Raw genomic sequence first — 15,340 nt, forward strand, 5'->3', positions numbered from 1 at the left:
GCACGCTGGCCAGACTGCGAACTCGGCATGTCCAGGTTCTCGGCATAGTGGATCAACGAATGCCTGACACGCGCGGTGGCGCTGTACCTCGCGCAGCAGTCCGGCCGGCGCTGCATGACCCTTTTCTGCGACGAGGCCGATGGCGCACTGGATGCCGACCGCAAGCGCATGTTCATGGCGATGAAGCGCGAGGTTCTGAAGCTCGGTGGATACGAACGCGAGTTCTTCGTCTCGCAGACCCCCGAGCTGACGGCCATGGCGGATGCGGTCATCGATCTGGACGCCATGTCCGTCAATGCCCCAGCGCAACGGCTGGGTGTCGCTTGCTTCGATACACTCACCGGTTGATGCGCCGATCCACCGTCCTCTTCGTGATGCTGTTTGCCATGCTCTGGCAATCGGTGGCGCTCGCCCGCGCCGGCTCGACGGTAAATGCTCTGGCCGACCTGGGGCACGCCGCGCTGCACTGGCAGGAGGAAGGCCATCACCACCACGAGGATGGTTCGTACCACCTGGACGAGTCGAAGGAATCGGCGCAGCACGTGCTCAGCGATCACGTGAGTGCGGCGGCTGCGCTGATGGTCCCGGCCTCACACGCCTTCCCACCCCCGGGGTCGGCCGCGCCTGGCGGCCTGCACGACAGACTCGTGCCCGACCCCACGCTCGACGGCCTGCTCAGGCCACCTCGGTCCCGCTCCTGACCCGCCTTCGCGGCGGGCGTCCGCTCATGGGCGCCCGGCCTTCCGCTGAACCGGCACTCCGCGCACGTTCTCGGCCGCCCCTGGCGCGCACCGAACGCGCTCACCGCCGGTCCAGGCCGTTGAATCGTCAGGATCATCGTGAAGTCTTCTTTCTGGCTGTCTGCCTGCGTCATCGCGGGCAGCCTGGCCGGCGGGCTCGTCCGGGCCCAGCCTGCCGAAATCCCACGGGGCCCGAGCGCGGCGCTCCCCTCCGCATCCGGCCCGGCGGCCGGCACCGTCAGCCTTCGCACGGCCCTGGACGCCGCCTGGCAGCGCGCCGTCGCGGCGCGCGAGAGTGATGGCCAGCGCCGCCGCGCCGAGGCCGATCGTGCCTCCGCGGGCAGCTTCTGGGCTGCGCCACCGTCGCTGGCACTGAGCCACCGCGACGACCGCCTGCAAAGCAACGCCGGCAAGCGCGAGACCGAGATCGGGGTCGCCGTTCCGCTGTGGCTGCCCGGCCAGCGGGCCGCCCGCTCGGGTACGGTCGAGGCCGCGGTGGCTCAGGCACTCGCCGCGGAACAGGCGGCGCGCCTGCGCTTGGCCGGCGAAGTGCGTGAAGCCGCATGGCAACTGACGGCCTCGCAGTCCGAGCTCACTCAAGCCGACACCCAGGCTCAGGCGCTGAAGCAACTGGCCGACGATGTCGAGCGTCGCGTGCGCGCCGGCGATCTGGCGCGTGCGGACGCCCTGGCGGCCCAGGCCGAGCAGTGGTCGGCGTCCGCGCTGCAGTCCGAGGCGCGCCAGCGCCTGCAGGCGGCGCGCGCCCGCTGGACCTTGCTCACCGGGCTGACCGCCGGGCCGGACCTGTCGGCTGCGACGCCGGCCGATGCAGCGCCGGTAGGCACGTCGCCGCATCCGGAGCTTCAACTGGCAGGCCAGGCCCGTGAACTGGCGCGCAAGCGGGTGGAACTGATGCGCCACTCACGGCGCGATGCGCCCGAGCTGAGCGTGGGAGTGCGGCAGGACGTCCCCGGCCGGGCCGAGGGCTCGCAAGGCAGCCTGGTCGTCGGCCTGCGCCTGCCCTTCGGCACCGACGACCGCAATCGGCCGCTGGAAGCGGCTGCGCTCGCGGAACTGGGCGTCGCAGAAACCCACGAGCAACGCCTGCGTGAGCGCATCGACAGCGACATCGCCGCCGCCAGCGTTGCGCAGCGCTCGGCCGAAACCCAACTCGATGCCGAGACCGCGCGCGCAGGCCTTCTGCGCGAGCGCGCCAGCCTGATCGACAAGTCCTTCCGTGCCGGCGAGACCCCGTTGCCCGACCTGCTGCGGGCGCTGGCCGCCGCGGCGCACGCCGACAGCGCCGTGGCACGCCAGACCGCCGTGCTGGGCCTGGCCCGCGCCCGACTCCAACAAACCCTCGGACTCCTTCCATGAGATCTTTCCCCGATCGCATTGCCTCGCGGCACCCACTGCCCAGGGCACCCAGGGCCCTCTGCGCCATGCTGCTGACGACAAGCGCGTTCGTCATCGCCGCGCCGGGTGCCCACGGCCCCAATGGCGAGCATCTGGACAGCCCGACGACGATGCGGGCCGCCTCGGCCCTGCCGCGCATCGAAGCCAAGTCCGAAGCCTTCGAGCTGGTCGCCGAAATGCGTGCCGGCGAGTTGGTCATCGTGATCGACCGCTACGAAACCAACGAGCCCGTGCTGGGTGCAAAGCTCGAAGTCGAGAGCGGATCGCTGAAGGCCGCGGGCGTGTTCCGCGCCGAGCAAGGCGACTATGTCGTCACCGATGCGGCCATGCTCAAGGCATTGGGCGCTGCCGGCGAGCACGGCCTCGTGTTCACGCTGGTGGCAGGCAAGGACAGCGACTTGCTCGATGGCACGCTGGTGAACACCGGCGGTCGCGCTGCGGCCGTCGTTGCGACGAGCGATCACGGACACGCCCCAGGCAACGATGCCCACGGACACAGCCATGAGCGGGAACGCGCTGCATGGATCGGCGCCGGTGCCGCAGCCCTGGCTCTGATCGGTGGCATCGCCTGGTGGCGCCGACGCCGCCGCGATGCCGGCAAGCAGCAGGGGGGCCTGTGATGAAGCACAAGTCCTGGTGGTTCGGCGGCGGCCTTGGCCTGCTGGTTCTCGCGGCGCTCGTCGCCCGGATGCTTCTGGTGTCTCTGGCGTATGCAGCCCCGGGCGCGCACGGCCCGAACGGCGAGCACCTCGACGCACCCGGCGCCGCGGTCAACGCTTCCGGTCTGGAGCGGCTGCCCGACGGCAGCGTCAACGTGCCCAAGCTCGCGCAGCGGCGCATGGCCATCCGCACGGTGCTGGCACCCGAGTCCGACGCCGCCGCCACGGTCGAGATGCCGGGTCGGGTGATCATGGACCCGAACGCCAGCGGCCGCGTGCAGGCGGTGCACGGCGGGCGCATCGAGCCCGGGCCCAAAGGGTTGCCGGTCGCCGGCCGGTCCGTCAGGCGCGGCGAGGTGCTGGCCTACGTCCGCCACCATGCCGAGCCCTATGCCCTCGGCACGCAGCAGGCCCAGCTGGCCGAACTGCGTGCGCAGCGGCAACTGGCCGAGCAGCGCGTGCAGCGCCTCGAAGGCCTGGAGGGCACGGTGCCGCGCAAGGAGATCGAGGCCGCGCGCAGCGAAGCGACGAGCCTGGCCGAGCGCGAGCGCAGCATCGGCGGCAGCCTGGTGGCGCGCGAAACACTGACAGCGCCGGTCAGCGGCGTCATCGCCCGCGCGGATCTCGTTGTCGGCCAGGTCGTCGAGCCGCGCGACGTGCTGTTCGAGGTGGTGGACCCGGCGCGCATGCTGGTGGAGGCCACCACTGCCGATGCGGCGGTGGCTGCGCGTGTCGCCGGTGCATCGCTGCAGGGTGTGCCCGAGGTGACGCTGCGCCTGCTCGGGGTATCGCGCTCGCTGCGCGACGGCGTGCTGCCGCTGACTTTCGCGGTGACGCCGGCAAAGCCGGGCGCAGCTCAGCGCGAGTCCCTGCCTTTGGCGATCGGCCAGCCGGTCACCGTCGTGGCGCAGTCGAAGGAGCGCATCAAGGGCGTGGTGCTGCCGGCCCAGGCCGTGGTGCGCAACCCGTCCAACGAACCCATCGTCTGGATCAAGTCGGGCGCCGAGCGCTTCATCCCGCAGCCGGTGCAGTACCGGCCGCTGGACGCGAGCACGGTCGTGGTGACCCAAGGGCTGAGCGCGGACAACCGCGTCGTGGTCCAGGGCGCGCCGCTGATCGCGCAGATCCGCTGAGCGAGGAACGATCATGTTCAACTGGATCGTTCGCTACAGCCTGCACAACCGCCTGTTCGTGCTGGCGGTGGCGGCGCTGTTGATGGTCTACGGCGCGATGACGGCCTGGCGCACGCCGGTCGATGTCTTCCCCGACCTCAACAAGCCGCTGATCACCGTGCTCACCGAGGCGGGCGGCATGGCGCCGGAAGAGGTCGAGCAGCTCGTCACCTTTCCGCTCGAGACCGCGCTGAACGGCATGCCGGGCGTGACCCGCGTGCGCTCGACCTCAGGGGTGGGCCTGTCGCTGGTCTATGCCGAGTTCGACTGGGGCACCGACATCTACCGAAACCGCCAGTTGGTAGCCGAGCGGCTGGCGCTGGTGCGCGAGCAGATGCCCGGCGACATCACGCCGGTGATGGGTCCGGTGTCGTCGATCATGGGCGAGGTGATGCTGGTGGCCTTGCCGCTGGTGCCGGGCGACGGCAAGTCGCCGGTGGCCACACCGATGCGGGCCCGCGAGTACGCCGACTTCGTGCTGCGCCCACGCCTGCTGTCGATCCCCGGCGTGTCGCAGGTCATTCCCATCGGCGGCGAGGTGCGCACCTTGCGCGTGGCACCCGATACCGCGCGCATGGCGCAGTTCGGCGTCTCGCTGTCCCAGGTCGAGCAGGCCTTGAAGGGCTACGCCGGCAACGCCGGCGGCGGCTTCATCGACCTGAACAGCCGCGAGTACCTGATCCGCCACCTGGGCCGCAGCAACCGGGCCGAGGACCTGGCGGGCATCGCCGTGGCCTGGAAGGAGGGCCGTGCCATCCTGCTCGAGCAGGTGGCGACGGTCTCGTTCGCGGCCGGCCTGAAGCGCGGCGACGCCGGCTACAACGGTCTACCGGCGGTGGTGGTCAGCGTGCAGAAGCAGCCCGATGCCGACACGGTGAAGCTCTCCGCGCAAATCGAGGCGGCGCTCTCCGAACTGAAGCAGGGCCTGCCGCCGGGGCTTGCCGCGCCGCGCGTGCTGTTCCGCCAGGCCGACTTCATCAAGGCCTCGATCGGCAACGTGACCGAAGCGCTGCGCGACGGCGCCACCATGGTCGCCATCGTGCTGTTCGCCTTCTTGCTGTCGGCGCGCACGACGGTGATCTCGCTGGTCGCGATCCCCCTGTCGCTGGCCGTCACCGCGGTGGTGTTCCAGTGGCTCGGGCAGTCGATCAACGTGATGACACTCGGCGGCCTGGCCATCGCCATCGGCGAGCTGGTGGACGACGCGGTGGTGGGCGTCGAGAACATCGTGCGCCGGCTGCGTCAGAACCGCAGCGCGCCGAACCCGCTGCCGGTTTTCGACGTGGTGGAGCGGGCCAGTGTCGAGGTGCGCTCGGGCATCCTCTACGCGACGATCATCGTCGTGCTGGTGTTCGTGCCGCTGTTTGCACTGCCGGGCATCGAAGGGCGGCTGTTCTCGCCGCTGGGCATTGCCTACATCGTGTCGATCCTCGCGTCCATGCTGGTCTCGATGACAGTGACGCCCGCGCTCTGCTACTACCTGCTGCCGAAGATGAAGCGGCTCGACCACGGCGACAGCCCGCTGGTGGCGTGGCTGAAGCGCCAGGACGGCAAGCTGCTGGCCTGGTCGTTCCCGCACGCGAAGGCGCTGATCGCGATCGCCGCGCTGGCGGTGGCCGGCGCCGCGGCCACGGTGCCGTTGTTCCCGCGTGCATTCCTGCCGGCCTTCAACGAGGGTTCGCTGGTGCTGGGCCTGGTGATGCAGCCGGGCACTTCACTGGCAGAAGCCAACCGCGTCGGCTCTGTCGCCGAGACGCTGATCCGCGAGGTGCCCGAAGTCACTCAGGTGGGCCGCCGCACCGGCCGCGCCGAGCTCGACGAGCATGCGGAGGGCGTGCACTCGGCCGAGATCGACGTCGACCTGAAGCGCAGCGAGCGTGACCGCGAGACCATCATGGCCGACATCCGCGAGAGGCTCTCGTCGTTGCCGGCGCAGGCGACCATCGGCCAGCCCATCAGCCACCGGCTCGACCACCTGCTCTCCGGCGTACGTGCGCAGATCGCGGTGAAGATCTTCGGCGACGACACCGACACGCTGCGCGGCCTGGCCGAGCAGATGCGTGGCCAGCTGGCGGCCGTGCCGGGGCTGGTGGACCTGACGGTCGAGAAGCAGGTGCTGATTCCGCAGATCAGCGTGCGGCTGGACCACCGCAAGGCCGCGCAGATGGGTCTGGCGCCGGGCGAGGCGATCCGCGTGCTGCAGGCGCTGACCGATGGCGCGCATGGCGCGCAGATCGTCGATGGCCCGCGCCGTTACGAGCTGGTGCTTCGCCTACCCGATAACCAGCGCACGCCGCAGGATCTGGCGCGCACGCTGATCGACACGCCGGCGGGGCGCATCCCGGTGTCGGCCATCGCGACCGTGGAAGAGACCGACGGGCCGAACCAAATCGGGCGCGAGAACGGCCGCCGCCGCATCATCGTCTACGCCAACACCGATGGTGGCGACATGGGGCGGGTGATCGCCGACATCCGCAGGGTCATCGACGGCACACCCCTGCCCAGCGGCAACTTCGTCAGCCTGGAGGGGCAGTTCCAGGCCCAGGAGCAGGCCACGCGGTTGATCGCGGGCCTGTCGATGGTGTCGCTGGCGCTGATGTTCCTGGTGCTGTACTCGCGCTACCAGTCGGTGGTGCTGGCCGGCATCATCATGGCCAACATCCCGCTGGCGCTGATCGGCTCGGTGGTGGCGATGTGGATCGCGGGCGTGACCCTGTCGGTGGCGTCGATGGTGGGCTTCATCACACTGGCCGGCATCGCCACGCGCAACGGCATCCTCAAGATCAGCCACTACATCAACTTGTGCAAGTTCGAAGGCGAAACCTTCGGCCAGGCCATGATCGTGCGCGGCTCGCTGGAGCGGATGACGCCGGTGCTGATGACGGCGCTGGTGGCGGCCTTTGCGCTGACGCCGCTGCTGCTCGCCGCCGACGCGCCGGGCAAGGAGATCCTGCATCCGGTGGCGGTGGTGATCTTCGGCGGCCTCGTCAGCTCGACGCTGCTCGACACCCTGCTCACGCCGGTGCTGTTCTGGCTGTTCGGCGAGAAGGCGACACAGCGCCTGACCCAGCCGGAAGCCGAGGCGCCGCAGGGCGCCGCCGGCACCCAGGAAGCCTATTGAGATGACATCAGGCCCGGCGGCGCCGCCTGTTCCAGAGCGCCGCACCCTCGCAGGAGATCGAAGAGATGATGAAGAAGCTGTTGACCGCGGTCGTGCTGGGCCTGTCGGCCGTGTCTTTCAATGCCGCATTTGCCCACGGTGGCGGCCCTGCCAAGCATGGCGGTGTGGTCGCGACCTCTAGCGACCTGTCGTTCGAACTGGTCGCCGATGGCGGCAACGCCGTGATCTATGTCGAGGACCATGGCAAGCCGATGGCGCCTGCGGGGCTAAAGGGCAAGCTCACCGTGCTGAACGGCGCCGAGAAGTCGGAGTCCGAACTGGTCGTGGCGGGCGACAAGCTCGAAGCCAAGGGCGTTAAGCTGACCAAGGGAGCCAAGGTCGTCGCGGCGATCGTGACGCCGGCCGCAAAGGCGATCACCGTTCGCTTCACCGTCAAGTAGATGACTCTGTCCGCCCCGACCCGGCCAGCCCTGCGAGGCGGCCTGCTCGCGCTGCTGGCCGCGGCGCTGTTCGGCGTCAGCACGCCGCTGGTGCAGCAGTTCGGCGCCGGGCTCGGGGCCTTCAGCACGGCCGCGCTGCTCTATGCGGGGGCGGCCGCCGTCGGCTTGCTGTCGCGCCAGCGCATCCACCGCGAGGCGCGATTGCAGCGCGCCGATCTGCCTCGGTTGCTGGCGATGGCGGGTTTCGGTGCCGTGATCGGCCCGGTTGCGCTGGCCTGGGGGCTCCAGAACACCAGCGGCACCAGCGCCTCGCTGATGCTGACGCTGGAGGCCTTGTTCACTGCCGTGTTGGCCTGGCGCCTGTACCGCGAGACCATGGACGGCCGGGTGTGGACGGCGATGGCTTTGCTGCTGGCCGGTGGCATGGTGCTGGTGCTCGAGCAGGGGCGCACGGGTGGCGCGCAGCTGTGGGGTCTGCTGGCCGTGCTGCTGGCCACCGCAGCATGGGGCGTGGACAACACACTGTCGCGGGCCCTGGCGGAGCGCGATCCGGGGCAGGTGGTGATGGCCAAGGCCGTGCTGGGTGCGTCGGCCACCTTTGCCCTGGCGGTCTTGTTCGGCGAACCCCTGCCAACAGCCGGCGCCGCGCTGGCCCTGTTCGCCGTCGGGGCCTCGGGATACGGGCTGAGCCTGAGGTTCTACCTGCTTGCGCAACGGGCCTTCGGCGCGGCGCGCACGGGGTCGGTCTTTGCGTTCGCGCCCTTCATCGGTGCTGCATTCGCGGTAGCGCTGGGTGATCGGTCAGCCAGCGGGCTGATGGCGCTGGGCAGCGTGCTGATGCTGGCCGGCGTGGTGCTGCACCTGGCGGAGTCACACGGCCATGAGCATGATCACGAACCGCTGGAGCACGAGCACGCGCATCGCCACGACGACGGGCATCACGAGCACGACCACGATCGCGCCTCCACCGGAGATCACAGCCACCGACACCGGCATGAAGCACTACGACACGGACATGCCCACGTGCCAGATGCCCACCACGGCCATCGACACTGATCTTGCAGTCTTGAACGAAAGGAAGCCAGGCCCTCCGCGGCCTGGCCTCTCTTCCTGCGCGGTCGATGCCGGTATCAGACCGGCACCTCCTTTGCGCCACCGTCCGGTGAGTGCTCCGCGATCCGGTTGCCGGCGCGATGGACACCGTCGGCGACGACAGCATCGATCATCGAACGTGGCACCAGGATGTCGAATTCCTCCAGTCGTCGAATCAACGTGGCGATGTCGCGCCAGTCGGCTGCCGGCTCATCGAGGCTGCTGTAGGCGGGTGCGTCGGCATCGGCTTCGCGGCCATCTTCCCAGAGCTGCAGGAAGAACTCGTTCAGCGGCCGGTCGTAGCCCATCACGACGAGCAACGGGCTTCCAGCCCGAACCGTGTGCAGGTGATGCCGGCTCATGATGCTTCACCTGGTTCTTCGAAGCATTCGATGCCTTCGACCGCGGCGCCGTGCACGTCGAATTTGAGCCAGACGATCCCCGCGCGCTCGGCCAGATCGAACAGCTGGGCGAGGTCGGCCTCGAGCGGCGTGTCGTAGCGGGGCACGCCGACATAGACAAAGCCACCGGTGAGCGTCGGATAGGCATTCACGGACAACTGGTCCTCCTGCAGAAGCTGGCGCGTGGCCGGTGAAAGGTGCGCGTTCGACAGCGCGACGAGGGGCTCCGTGAGCTCGCGCAGGCGGGTCAGGACAGGCTCGCTCATGACGCCCTCCCGGCCGCCTGCAGGGACGGTCTCGGCGACGCTTTCGCGCGCCGGTTGAAGTCGATGCCGCAATCGCGGCAGCGGTACCAGCGCAGGCGGCCGAGTTGACCGAGCGGTACGCCCCGGCCCGGGCAGACCGGGCAGGTGGGTGATTGCGGCGAAGTGCCGGTGAACATGGTGTTGCTCCTTCTCTTCTCGAAGGGGCGCTCGCCCACGAGGGCGATACGCCCCCTCGGGGTTGTCGATGGCGGCGGCTGCCGCGGGTCAGATCAGTCCGCGTTCGGCGAACGACGCGCACTGGTCACCGGCCACGACGAAGTGGTCGAGGACCCGGACGTCGACCAGCGCGAGCGCCGACTTGAGGTTCTGCGTCAGGAACTCGTCGGCACGGCTCGGCTCGGCCGAGCCGCTCGGGTGGTTGTGTGCCAGCGCCACCGCAGCGGCGTTGCGCTCCAGCGCGCTCTTGACGATCTCGCGCGGGTAGACCGAGGTCTGCGTCAGCGTGCCGCGGAACATCTCCACGGCACTGAGCAGCCGGTTCTGCGCATCGAGAAACAGCACGATAAAGACTTCGTGCTGCAGGCCGGCGCAGTGCAGGCGCAGCCAGTCGCGCAGCGCCTGCGGCGAGTTCATCACCGGGCCGGCGCTCAGCTGCGCACGCAGGTCGCGCATCAGCAACTCGCGTGCGACGCCGAGCTTGTGGTCGAGCAAGGTGTCGCTCGCCTCGGTGGCGACGGCAGCGGTACCGAAGTAGGCGGACTCGAGGTCGTTCACCTGATCCGCATGCGGATAGTCCTTGGGCAGGACGGGGGCGAGCAAGGCGCCGATCAGTTCGGCGCGCGACAAGGCAGCAAGGTTTTGCATGGCGTTCTCCATGGGGTTCATCGAAAGGACGAACGGGAACGCCGCCCCAGCCGGGAACGGGTTCCCGAGCGGGTGGCGCCGCGAGGGCGCCGAAGGGGGCAGGTGACGACTGCTACGCCTGGCAGGGCCAGGACCTCCTGTCGGAGGGCTTGATCTCACGATCGAATGCCGCGTCAGTGTCGTCGCGACGGGGTTCGGCCAACAGGGTGGCGATGCGAGCGCCATCGGAGCGGGCCGGCGGAATGGGACAGTTCTGCGTGGCGCCAGTGCCCGGTGCCGCGTCGCGTGCCCGCAACGCGGCGCCATCTGGCTGCGACTGGAATCGCAGCCGGACGCGACTGGCGTCGAACTGGCGAAGAAAGTCCAACGAGAGCGTGTTTTGCGCTTGCAGGTGTGCGCGGCTTGGCGCGAGCATGGCGGCGAGCCCCTCGTTTGCGCGCCCACCATGATCCGCCTTGGAACCCACATTCGACTGACTCGGCCCGAGGCCGAACGGCTGTTCCGGCTCACCGACATCGAGCCGGTGAACATCCGCACGGCGGCGGACCTCGACGCCTATGTGGCCCGCTGCAAGGCGCACTACTGGGGCCGCTCGCGCGACACGCAGTTCCTGCACTGGCTGATCGACCAGGAGCGGGCCCGACTCGAAGTCGCGGCGTGAAGAAGGAAGGCCCCGAAGCACGAAGGCTTCGGGGCGAGGGGTGGCGTCAGGCCGTGCGCGCGGCGACGGGCGCTGGCGCTGCGGTGTCCGACGAAGGCTGCCGCGTGGCCTTGGGGTCGAAAGCGGCAAGGGCCTGGGCGACGTCGGCGTCGCGCCGAAGTTCCCGTACCTTTGCCGCGGCGGGTTCGCGACGCATCTCGGGCAGGCACTCGACGAACAGATCGATCGCGCGAGAACTCTTCAGTCGAAGCGCTCGCAGCGGCTCGGCGACGAGCACGCGGCCAGCCTGCCGCACGAACTGCCCGATACGCTTGTTGCGCTGCGTCCGCGCCTTGTGCGCGCGCAGCGATTCGCGGCAACTCAGGTACAGCGCGAGGTGGTCGTGCCGCGCCTGCGCGTCGGCATCGAGCTGGGCCAGTATCTCGGCGGCGATGTCGGCCTGGCCGACCTGCCGGTAGAAGCGGACCCAGGCGCGCTCTTCTTCGATCTCCACGGCCGAGCGCTTCGCCTTGCGGGGAGCCGGGTAGGGCCTGTCGTTCAACATGGGGGACTCCTTGGTCGGCGAGCGCACCGGCACCCCGAGGGGAGACGGTGGACTCCCCTGGTTGGAAGATCGCCGACAAATCGGCATCGTTGGCGGTGGGACGCGGAACGCGACCTATCGGCCTCGTCGGGCGAGTGTCTGGCCGTGAGACCAGGCGACTCGCCGACGAATGCACTCTCACACCGCGGCAGCGCGCAGCAACGCGGCCAGTCGCGGTGGCGGCGGGACCGGCGCGCGAACGCGTCCCGACCCTCCGAGCAGCACGCCGACGGGCCGTGGCGCTCTCATTGCTTGACTTGCACACATGGCAGTTCTCCTTCGTGAAGCGAAGGGGAACGCCGCTCCCGTCGGGGAACATGGTTCCCCGTCTGGGATGCATCGGCCCGGGTGGGTCGAAGCGACTGGATGGCAGGTCACCGCCCCATAAGGGGAAGTGGTTCGCCATGAAAGGAAGGCCCACGGTCTTTCGATCGGGGCCTTGCTCGGCGCCGGGCATCACGCTGCTTGCGCAGCGCGTGTCGGCGCTTGTGAAGCCCGCACGTTGGCGGCTTCATCCACTCCGGCGCCCGCATGATGGCGGGAGCCGCTGACGGGCCGCATGGAGCGGCCTGACCAGGCAGGGCCTGGTGCTCGAAGGCGGGTAACGACCGCGACGCCAGCGATGCTGGACTTCAGCGCAGCCGAAGCTCCGGTGAAGGCTTTGCAGGCACGATGCCCACAGGTAGCGCCGCCAGTGTTGGCCGGAGGCCTTGCCGAAGCAAGGGTACTGGTGCGGGCGTCGATGACCGCCACGCGCAAATGTGAGCCTTCGTCGGTCCTGTGACGTGGCGGAGTCGGTCGACTTCGTCAGCGACGACGGAATCGATGGTCAAGCCCGCCGAGCACTCCTGTTCGTTTGCCGACCTGGCCGTCGCTTGAAGACACGCAGCACGGCCGGCCACTTTTGGCGCGCGCCATTCGCGCAGCGTTGAGCGAAGAGAGCTGGCGTGCGCATCATCGGCGGACCCCGCTGCTGCAACCGCCGGATGGCCCGCAGGCGCCATCCAGCCGCGCCGCCCGCCCGACGAAGTGCCCGTAGAGCAGCGGCGCGAACTCGCCGGCTTCGGCTGGCGCGGTGATGTCGAGATGCACCGCGTCGGGCGTCCTGTGCATGTCTATCTGCAGGAACGCACAGCACTGACGTTCCTGCGCCACGAGCCGCTCGAGCTGCGCCGCGGCACCGAAGCCATAGCGAAGGTGCAGCGTGCGGCCGTCCTGTTCATGGTGCAGCAACGCGTGGTCGGCCAGTGCGCTGATGTCGGCGCAGCGGGACCTCAGCTCCCGTGCCTCCAGCGTGCAGGCGATCGGCACGCTGACATCAGCGTGCCGGTCGTTCACGACGAAGCCCTTGCGCCGCCACCGGCACAGGAGGACGGCGGACAGCCACAAGCGGCACCCGATGCCGCCGCGGCCTCGCGGGCACGGGCTCGTCGTCGGTTGTGAAGAACGACGGCGATCCCCAGTGCCGCTGTCGCGATGAGCACGGCGGCAGCAGCCTGCCAGCCCAGTACGGCCAGGCCAAGCCCGGAAGCAGTGAGCCCCGCCAGCAGGGGCAGCGCAAGGGGAATGGCACAGCAAGCGGCGCAGGCGGCAGCAACACCGAATACGGCCCAGACTTTCTTCATCGTGTCCTCATGGGTAGCGAGGCGTGGCACCCCGATACACTCACTGTAGAACCTCAAGTTACTTGAGATGCAAGAGGCCTTCCATGAAAACCCCGCAGACCGAAGCGGCACTGACGATCGGTGCGCTGGCCGATCGCAGCGGCTGCAGCGTACCGACGATCCGCTACTACGAGGAGATCGGCCTCATCCCGCCGGCGAGGCGCCGCGACAGTGGTCACCGCGTGTACGACGCGAGCGCCGTGGACTTGCTCACCTTCGTGCGGCATTGCCGGGACTTCGGCTTTCCGATCGAGCAAGTCCGCGAACTGGTGTCGCTGGCTGCCAGCGAACAGCGCGACTGCTTCGAGACACTGGACATCGCACACGCACACCTGAAGACAGTGCGGGCCAAACTCGCCGAACTGCGCGCGCTGGAGCGCAGCCTGGCGCGCTTCGCGAAGTCCTGCTCCGAGATGTGCGCCGGCGGTCCGGCCGCGCGTTGCAGCATCCTCAGAGATCTGGGCTCGGCGCCATCCAACATTGCAGCGAACTGCTGCGGCTGAGTCGACGCTAGCGCACCGGCTGAAACATGATGATGCCCATGCCGAGAAGCGCCACCGCGACGCCTGCCAGGTCCCACGGTGTCGGACGCACCTGGTCAACGGCCCACAGCCACGCCAGTGCCACCCCGACGTAGACGCCACCGTAGGCCGCGTAGACGCGCCCGGCGGCGGTGGCATGCAGGGTCAGCAGCCAGGCAAAGAGCGCCAGACTCAAGGCGGCAGGCACCAATAGCCAGACCGAGCGACCCTGCTTCAACCACAGGTAGGGCAGATAGCAGCCCACGATCTCGGCCAAGGCCGTGACGACGAACAGCAGGAAAGTCTTCATCGCCCCATTCTGCCGGGGCGCATCCGCCGCGGTTCAACCGCAGCACGACCTGCTTGCCTGGACCGGAGGACACTTCACCGAGCCGTAGGAGCAGAACACGCAGCAGTCGCCCGGCCGTGGCTTCAGCAGCGTCTTGCAGGCCACGCATTGGTAGAAGAACTGGCAGGCGTCGACCGGCATGGTCTCGTGCGCAACGTAGCCGCATTGCGGGCAAGTCAGCGCGGACTCGACGACGATGGTGTCCATGCGTTCACTTGCGGGGCGTCGACGGAAAGCCGGCTTCGGTGGTCGCCTTCACCAGCGCAGCCACGTCGGCCTTGCCGGTGTCGAACCGGACCGTCGCGGTCTTGCGCTCGAAGTCGATCTTGGCATCGGTGACGCCGGGTACCTTCTGCAGCGACTTCTTGACCGTGATCGGGCACACGCTGCAGGTCATGTTCTGCACGTCGAGGATGGCTGTCTGCTCGCCGCCGCCCAGCACCGCGACGGGAATGACGAGAGCGAGGGTCGCGGCGAGGATCTTGCGCATCGTGGGGTTCCGTCAGTAGAAGAGTGGCGCCATCCATGGCACCGCGAGCAAGCTGGCCAGGGCGACAACGACAATCCAGAACATCAGTCGCTGTCGCATGACGATCCGCGGATCGGCGCAGGGCGCGCCGGGCGCGCAGACCTGAGGCATGAGGTAAAGGCGGCGGAAGGCGAGCGCGACGAAGAGCAGGGCCGCGCCGATGAAGAACGGGCGCATGGGTTCCAAGGCCGCCAGGTTGGCCACCCAGGCCCCGCCGATGCCCATCAACAACAGCACGAGCGGCCCGACGCAGCAGATCGACGCCCCGATGGCCGCCAACGCGCCCGCAACGAGCGAACCCTTGACGTTGAGCGATGCCACCGCGACCTCCGAACCTATGACGACAAACGCAGTCTAGAGTCCGTACCATGGTACGGAGTCAAGGGGTGAGACGTGACGTCTGAACTGTCGATCGGGCGGCTGGCCGCCGAGGCTGGTGTCAACGTGGAGACGATACGCTACTACCAGCGGCGCGGCTTGCTCGCGGAGCCGGAAAGGCCGCTCAACGGCCAGCGCCGCTACCCGGCCGAACTCACCAAGCACGTACGCTTCATCAAGCGCGCGCAGGTGCTCGGTTTCACGCTCGAGGAGATTGCGGGCCTGCTGCGACTCGAAGAGGCGCGGGCCTGCGCCGAGACGCGAGAGCTGGCGGACCGCAAGCTGCAAGTCATCGACAGCAAGCTGGCCGACCTCAAGGCCATGCGCAAGGCGCTCGCCAAGCTGGTGCGCCAGTGCGATGCGCCCGACAGCAAAAGCTGCTGCCCCATCATTCACGCGCTGGCGGCGGACTGACCTGTCGTTCAGTCGGCGCTCGGCGAGGGCCACGCCGATGTGAAGAGAGGCCCTCACCCGCCGTAGCGGG

Annotated in this window: 19 protein-coding genes and 1 pseudogene; 11 read left to right on the forward strand and 9 right to left on the reverse strand. The window is 69.0% G+C overall.

The features are described 5' to 3' along the window. Nucleotides 1-48 precede the first annotated feature (48 nt). From D9C15_RS24560 to D9C15_RS24595, 8 genes and pseudogenes are all read left to right on the forward strand, one after another. Nucleotides 49-348, forward strand: a pseudogene (locus D9C15_RS24560) (DNA repair protein); the annotation flags it as partial. Further along, a complete protein-coding gene (locus D9C15_RS24565; protein ID WP_164886842.1) occupies nt 348-701 on the forward strand; it encodes a hypothetical protein in 354 nt (117 codons plus the stop codon). The pseudogene D9C15_RS24560 and the gene D9C15_RS24565, both read left to right, overlap by 1 nt. A gap of 138 nt (nt 702-839) precedes the next feature. Continuing rightward, complete coding sequence (locus D9C15_RS24570; RefSeq protein WP_128001119.1) at nt 840-2,117, forward strand: TolC family protein; 1,278 nt, start codon at nt 840-842, stop codon at nt 2,115-2,117. A 65-nt stretch (nt 2,118-2,182) separates the two neighbouring features. Then, nucleotides 2,183-2,776, forward strand: a complete 594-nt coding sequence (locus tag D9C15_RS24575; protein WP_164886843.1) for a hypothetical protein — start codon at nt 2,183-2,185, stop codon at nt 2,774-2,776. Beyond that, nucleotides 2,776-3,948, forward strand: a complete 1,173-nt coding sequence (locus D9C15_RS24580) for an efflux RND transporter periplasmic adaptor subunit (protein WP_375138819.1) — start codon at nt 2,776-2,778, stop codon at nt 3,946-3,948. The genes D9C15_RS24575 and D9C15_RS24580 overlap by 1 nt, the downstream gene beginning before the upstream one ends. A gap of 13 nt (nt 3,949-3,961) precedes the next feature. After that, complete coding sequence (locus tag D9C15_RS24585) at nt 3,962-7,108, forward strand: efflux RND transporter permease subunit (RefSeq protein WP_128001121.1); 3,147 nt, start codon at nt 3,962-3,964, stop codon at nt 7,106-7,108. A 65-nt stretch (nt 7,109-7,173) separates the two neighbouring features. Further along, nucleotides 7,174-7,548 carry a hypothetical protein gene (locus D9C15_RS24590; RefSeq protein WP_205854893.1) on the forward strand — a complete coding sequence of 125 codons (375 nt, stop codon included), beginning with the start codon at nt 7,174-7,176 and terminating at the stop codon, nt 7,546-7,548. Next, nucleotides 7,549-8,604, forward strand: coding sequence for a DMT family transporter (locus D9C15_RS24595; protein WP_128001122.1), 1,056 nt, complete (start codon nt 7,549-7,551; stop codon nt 8,602-8,604). It begins immediately after the preceding gene. Between the two features lie 74 nt (nt 8,605-8,678). On the opposite strand, the gene D9C15_RS24600 is transcribed toward D9C15_RS24595, so the two are convergent. The 3 genes from D9C15_RS24600 to D9C15_RS24610 all read right to left on the reverse strand — a co-directional run bounded on the left by D9C15_RS24600 (nt 8,679) and on the right by D9C15_RS24610 (nt 10,171). Beyond that, nucleotides 8,679-9,002 (reverse strand): hypothetical protein, encoded by a 324-nt coding sequence (locus D9C15_RS24600; RefSeq protein ID WP_128001123.1) that lies wholly within the window; start codon nt 9,000-9,002, stop codon nt 8,679-8,681. Further along, the gene (locus D9C15_RS24605) at nt 8,999-9,307 is read right to left on the reverse strand and encodes a DUF5983 family protein (protein WP_128001124.1); all 309 of its coding nucleotides are present in this window, start codon (nt 9,305-9,307) and stop codon (nt 8,999-9,001) included. The genes D9C15_RS24600 and D9C15_RS24605 overlap by 4 nt, the downstream gene beginning before the upstream one ends. A gap of 264 nt (nt 9,308-9,571) precedes the next feature. Further along, nucleotides 9,572-10,171, reverse strand: a complete 600-nt coding sequence (locus tag D9C15_RS24610; protein ID WP_240668581.1) for a JAB domain-containing protein — start codon at nt 10,169-10,171, stop codon at nt 9,572-9,574. A 445-nt stretch (nt 10,172-10,616) separates the two neighbouring features. Between D9C15_RS24610 and D9C15_RS24615 the strand changes: the two genes are divergently transcribed. Further along, nucleotides 10,617-10,832, forward strand: a complete 216-nt coding sequence (locus tag D9C15_RS24615) for a hypothetical protein (RefSeq protein ID WP_128001126.1) — start codon at nt 10,617-10,619, stop codon at nt 10,830-10,832. Between the two features lie 46 nt (nt 10,833-10,878). Here D9C15_RS24615 and D9C15_RS24620 read toward each other — a convergent pair whose 3' ends face one another. After that, complete coding sequence (locus D9C15_RS24620; RefSeq protein ID WP_128001127.1) at nt 10,879-11,376, reverse strand: hypothetical protein; 498 nt, start codon at nt 11,374-11,376, stop codon at nt 10,879-10,881. A gap of 993 nt (nt 11,377-12,369) precedes the next feature. Next, entirely contained in the window at nt 12,370-12,804 is a 435-nt protein-coding gene (locus D9C15_RS24625; protein ID WP_128001128.1) for a hypothetical protein, read from the reverse strand. A gap of 319 nt (nt 12,805-13,123) precedes the next feature. Here D9C15_RS24625 and D9C15_RS24630 point away from each other — a divergent pair, with 319 nt between their 5' ends. Beyond that, the gene (locus D9C15_RS24630; protein ID WP_128001129.1) at nt 13,124-13,582 is read left to right on the forward strand and encodes a MerR family transcriptional regulator; all 459 of its coding nucleotides are present in this window, start codon (nt 13,124-13,126) and stop codon (nt 13,580-13,582) included. 7 nt (nt 13,583-13,589) lie between these two features. On the opposite strand, the gene D9C15_RS24635 is transcribed toward D9C15_RS24630, so the two are convergent. The 4 genes from D9C15_RS24635 to D9C15_RS24650 are packed head-to-tail and all read right to left on the reverse strand — an operon-like array spanning nt 13,590 to nt 14,799. Then, nucleotides 13,590-13,910 (reverse strand): YnfA family protein, encoded by a 321-nt coding sequence (locus tag D9C15_RS24635; RefSeq protein ID WP_128001130.1) that lies wholly within the window; start codon nt 13,908-13,910, stop codon nt 13,590-13,592. Between the two features lie 33 nt (nt 13,911-13,943). Continuing rightward, the gene (locus D9C15_RS24640; protein WP_128001131.1) at nt 13,944-14,156 is read right to left on the reverse strand and encodes a GDCCVxC domain-containing (seleno)protein; all 213 of its coding nucleotides are present in this window, start codon (nt 14,154-14,156) and stop codon (nt 13,944-13,946) included. A gap of 4 nt (nt 14,157-14,160) precedes the next feature. After that, the gene (locus D9C15_RS24645; RefSeq protein ID WP_128001132.1) at nt 14,161-14,439 is read right to left on the reverse strand and encodes a cation transporter; all 279 of its coding nucleotides are present in this window, start codon (nt 14,437-14,439) and stop codon (nt 14,161-14,163) included. Between the two features lie 12 nt (nt 14,440-14,451). Then, nucleotides 14,452-14,799, reverse strand: coding sequence for a mercuric transporter MerT family protein (locus D9C15_RS24650; RefSeq protein ID WP_128001133.1), 348 nt, complete (start codon nt 14,797-14,799; stop codon nt 14,452-14,454). A gap of 72 nt (nt 14,800-14,871) precedes the next feature. Here D9C15_RS24650 and merR point away from each other — a divergent pair, with 72 nt between their 5' ends. Then, complete coding sequence (gene merR / locus D9C15_RS24655; RefSeq protein WP_128001134.1) at nt 14,872-15,270, forward strand: mercury resistance transcriptional regulator MerR; 399 nt, start codon at nt 14,872-14,874, stop codon at nt 15,268-15,270. Nucleotides 15,271-15,340: the final 70 nt, after the last annotated feature.

This window comes from Piscinibacter defluvii (assembly GCF_004011805.1).
GTDB classification, from domain to species: Bacteria; Pseudomonadota; Gammaproteobacteria; order Burkholderiales; family Burkholderiaceae_C; genus Piscinibacter; species Piscinibacter defluvii.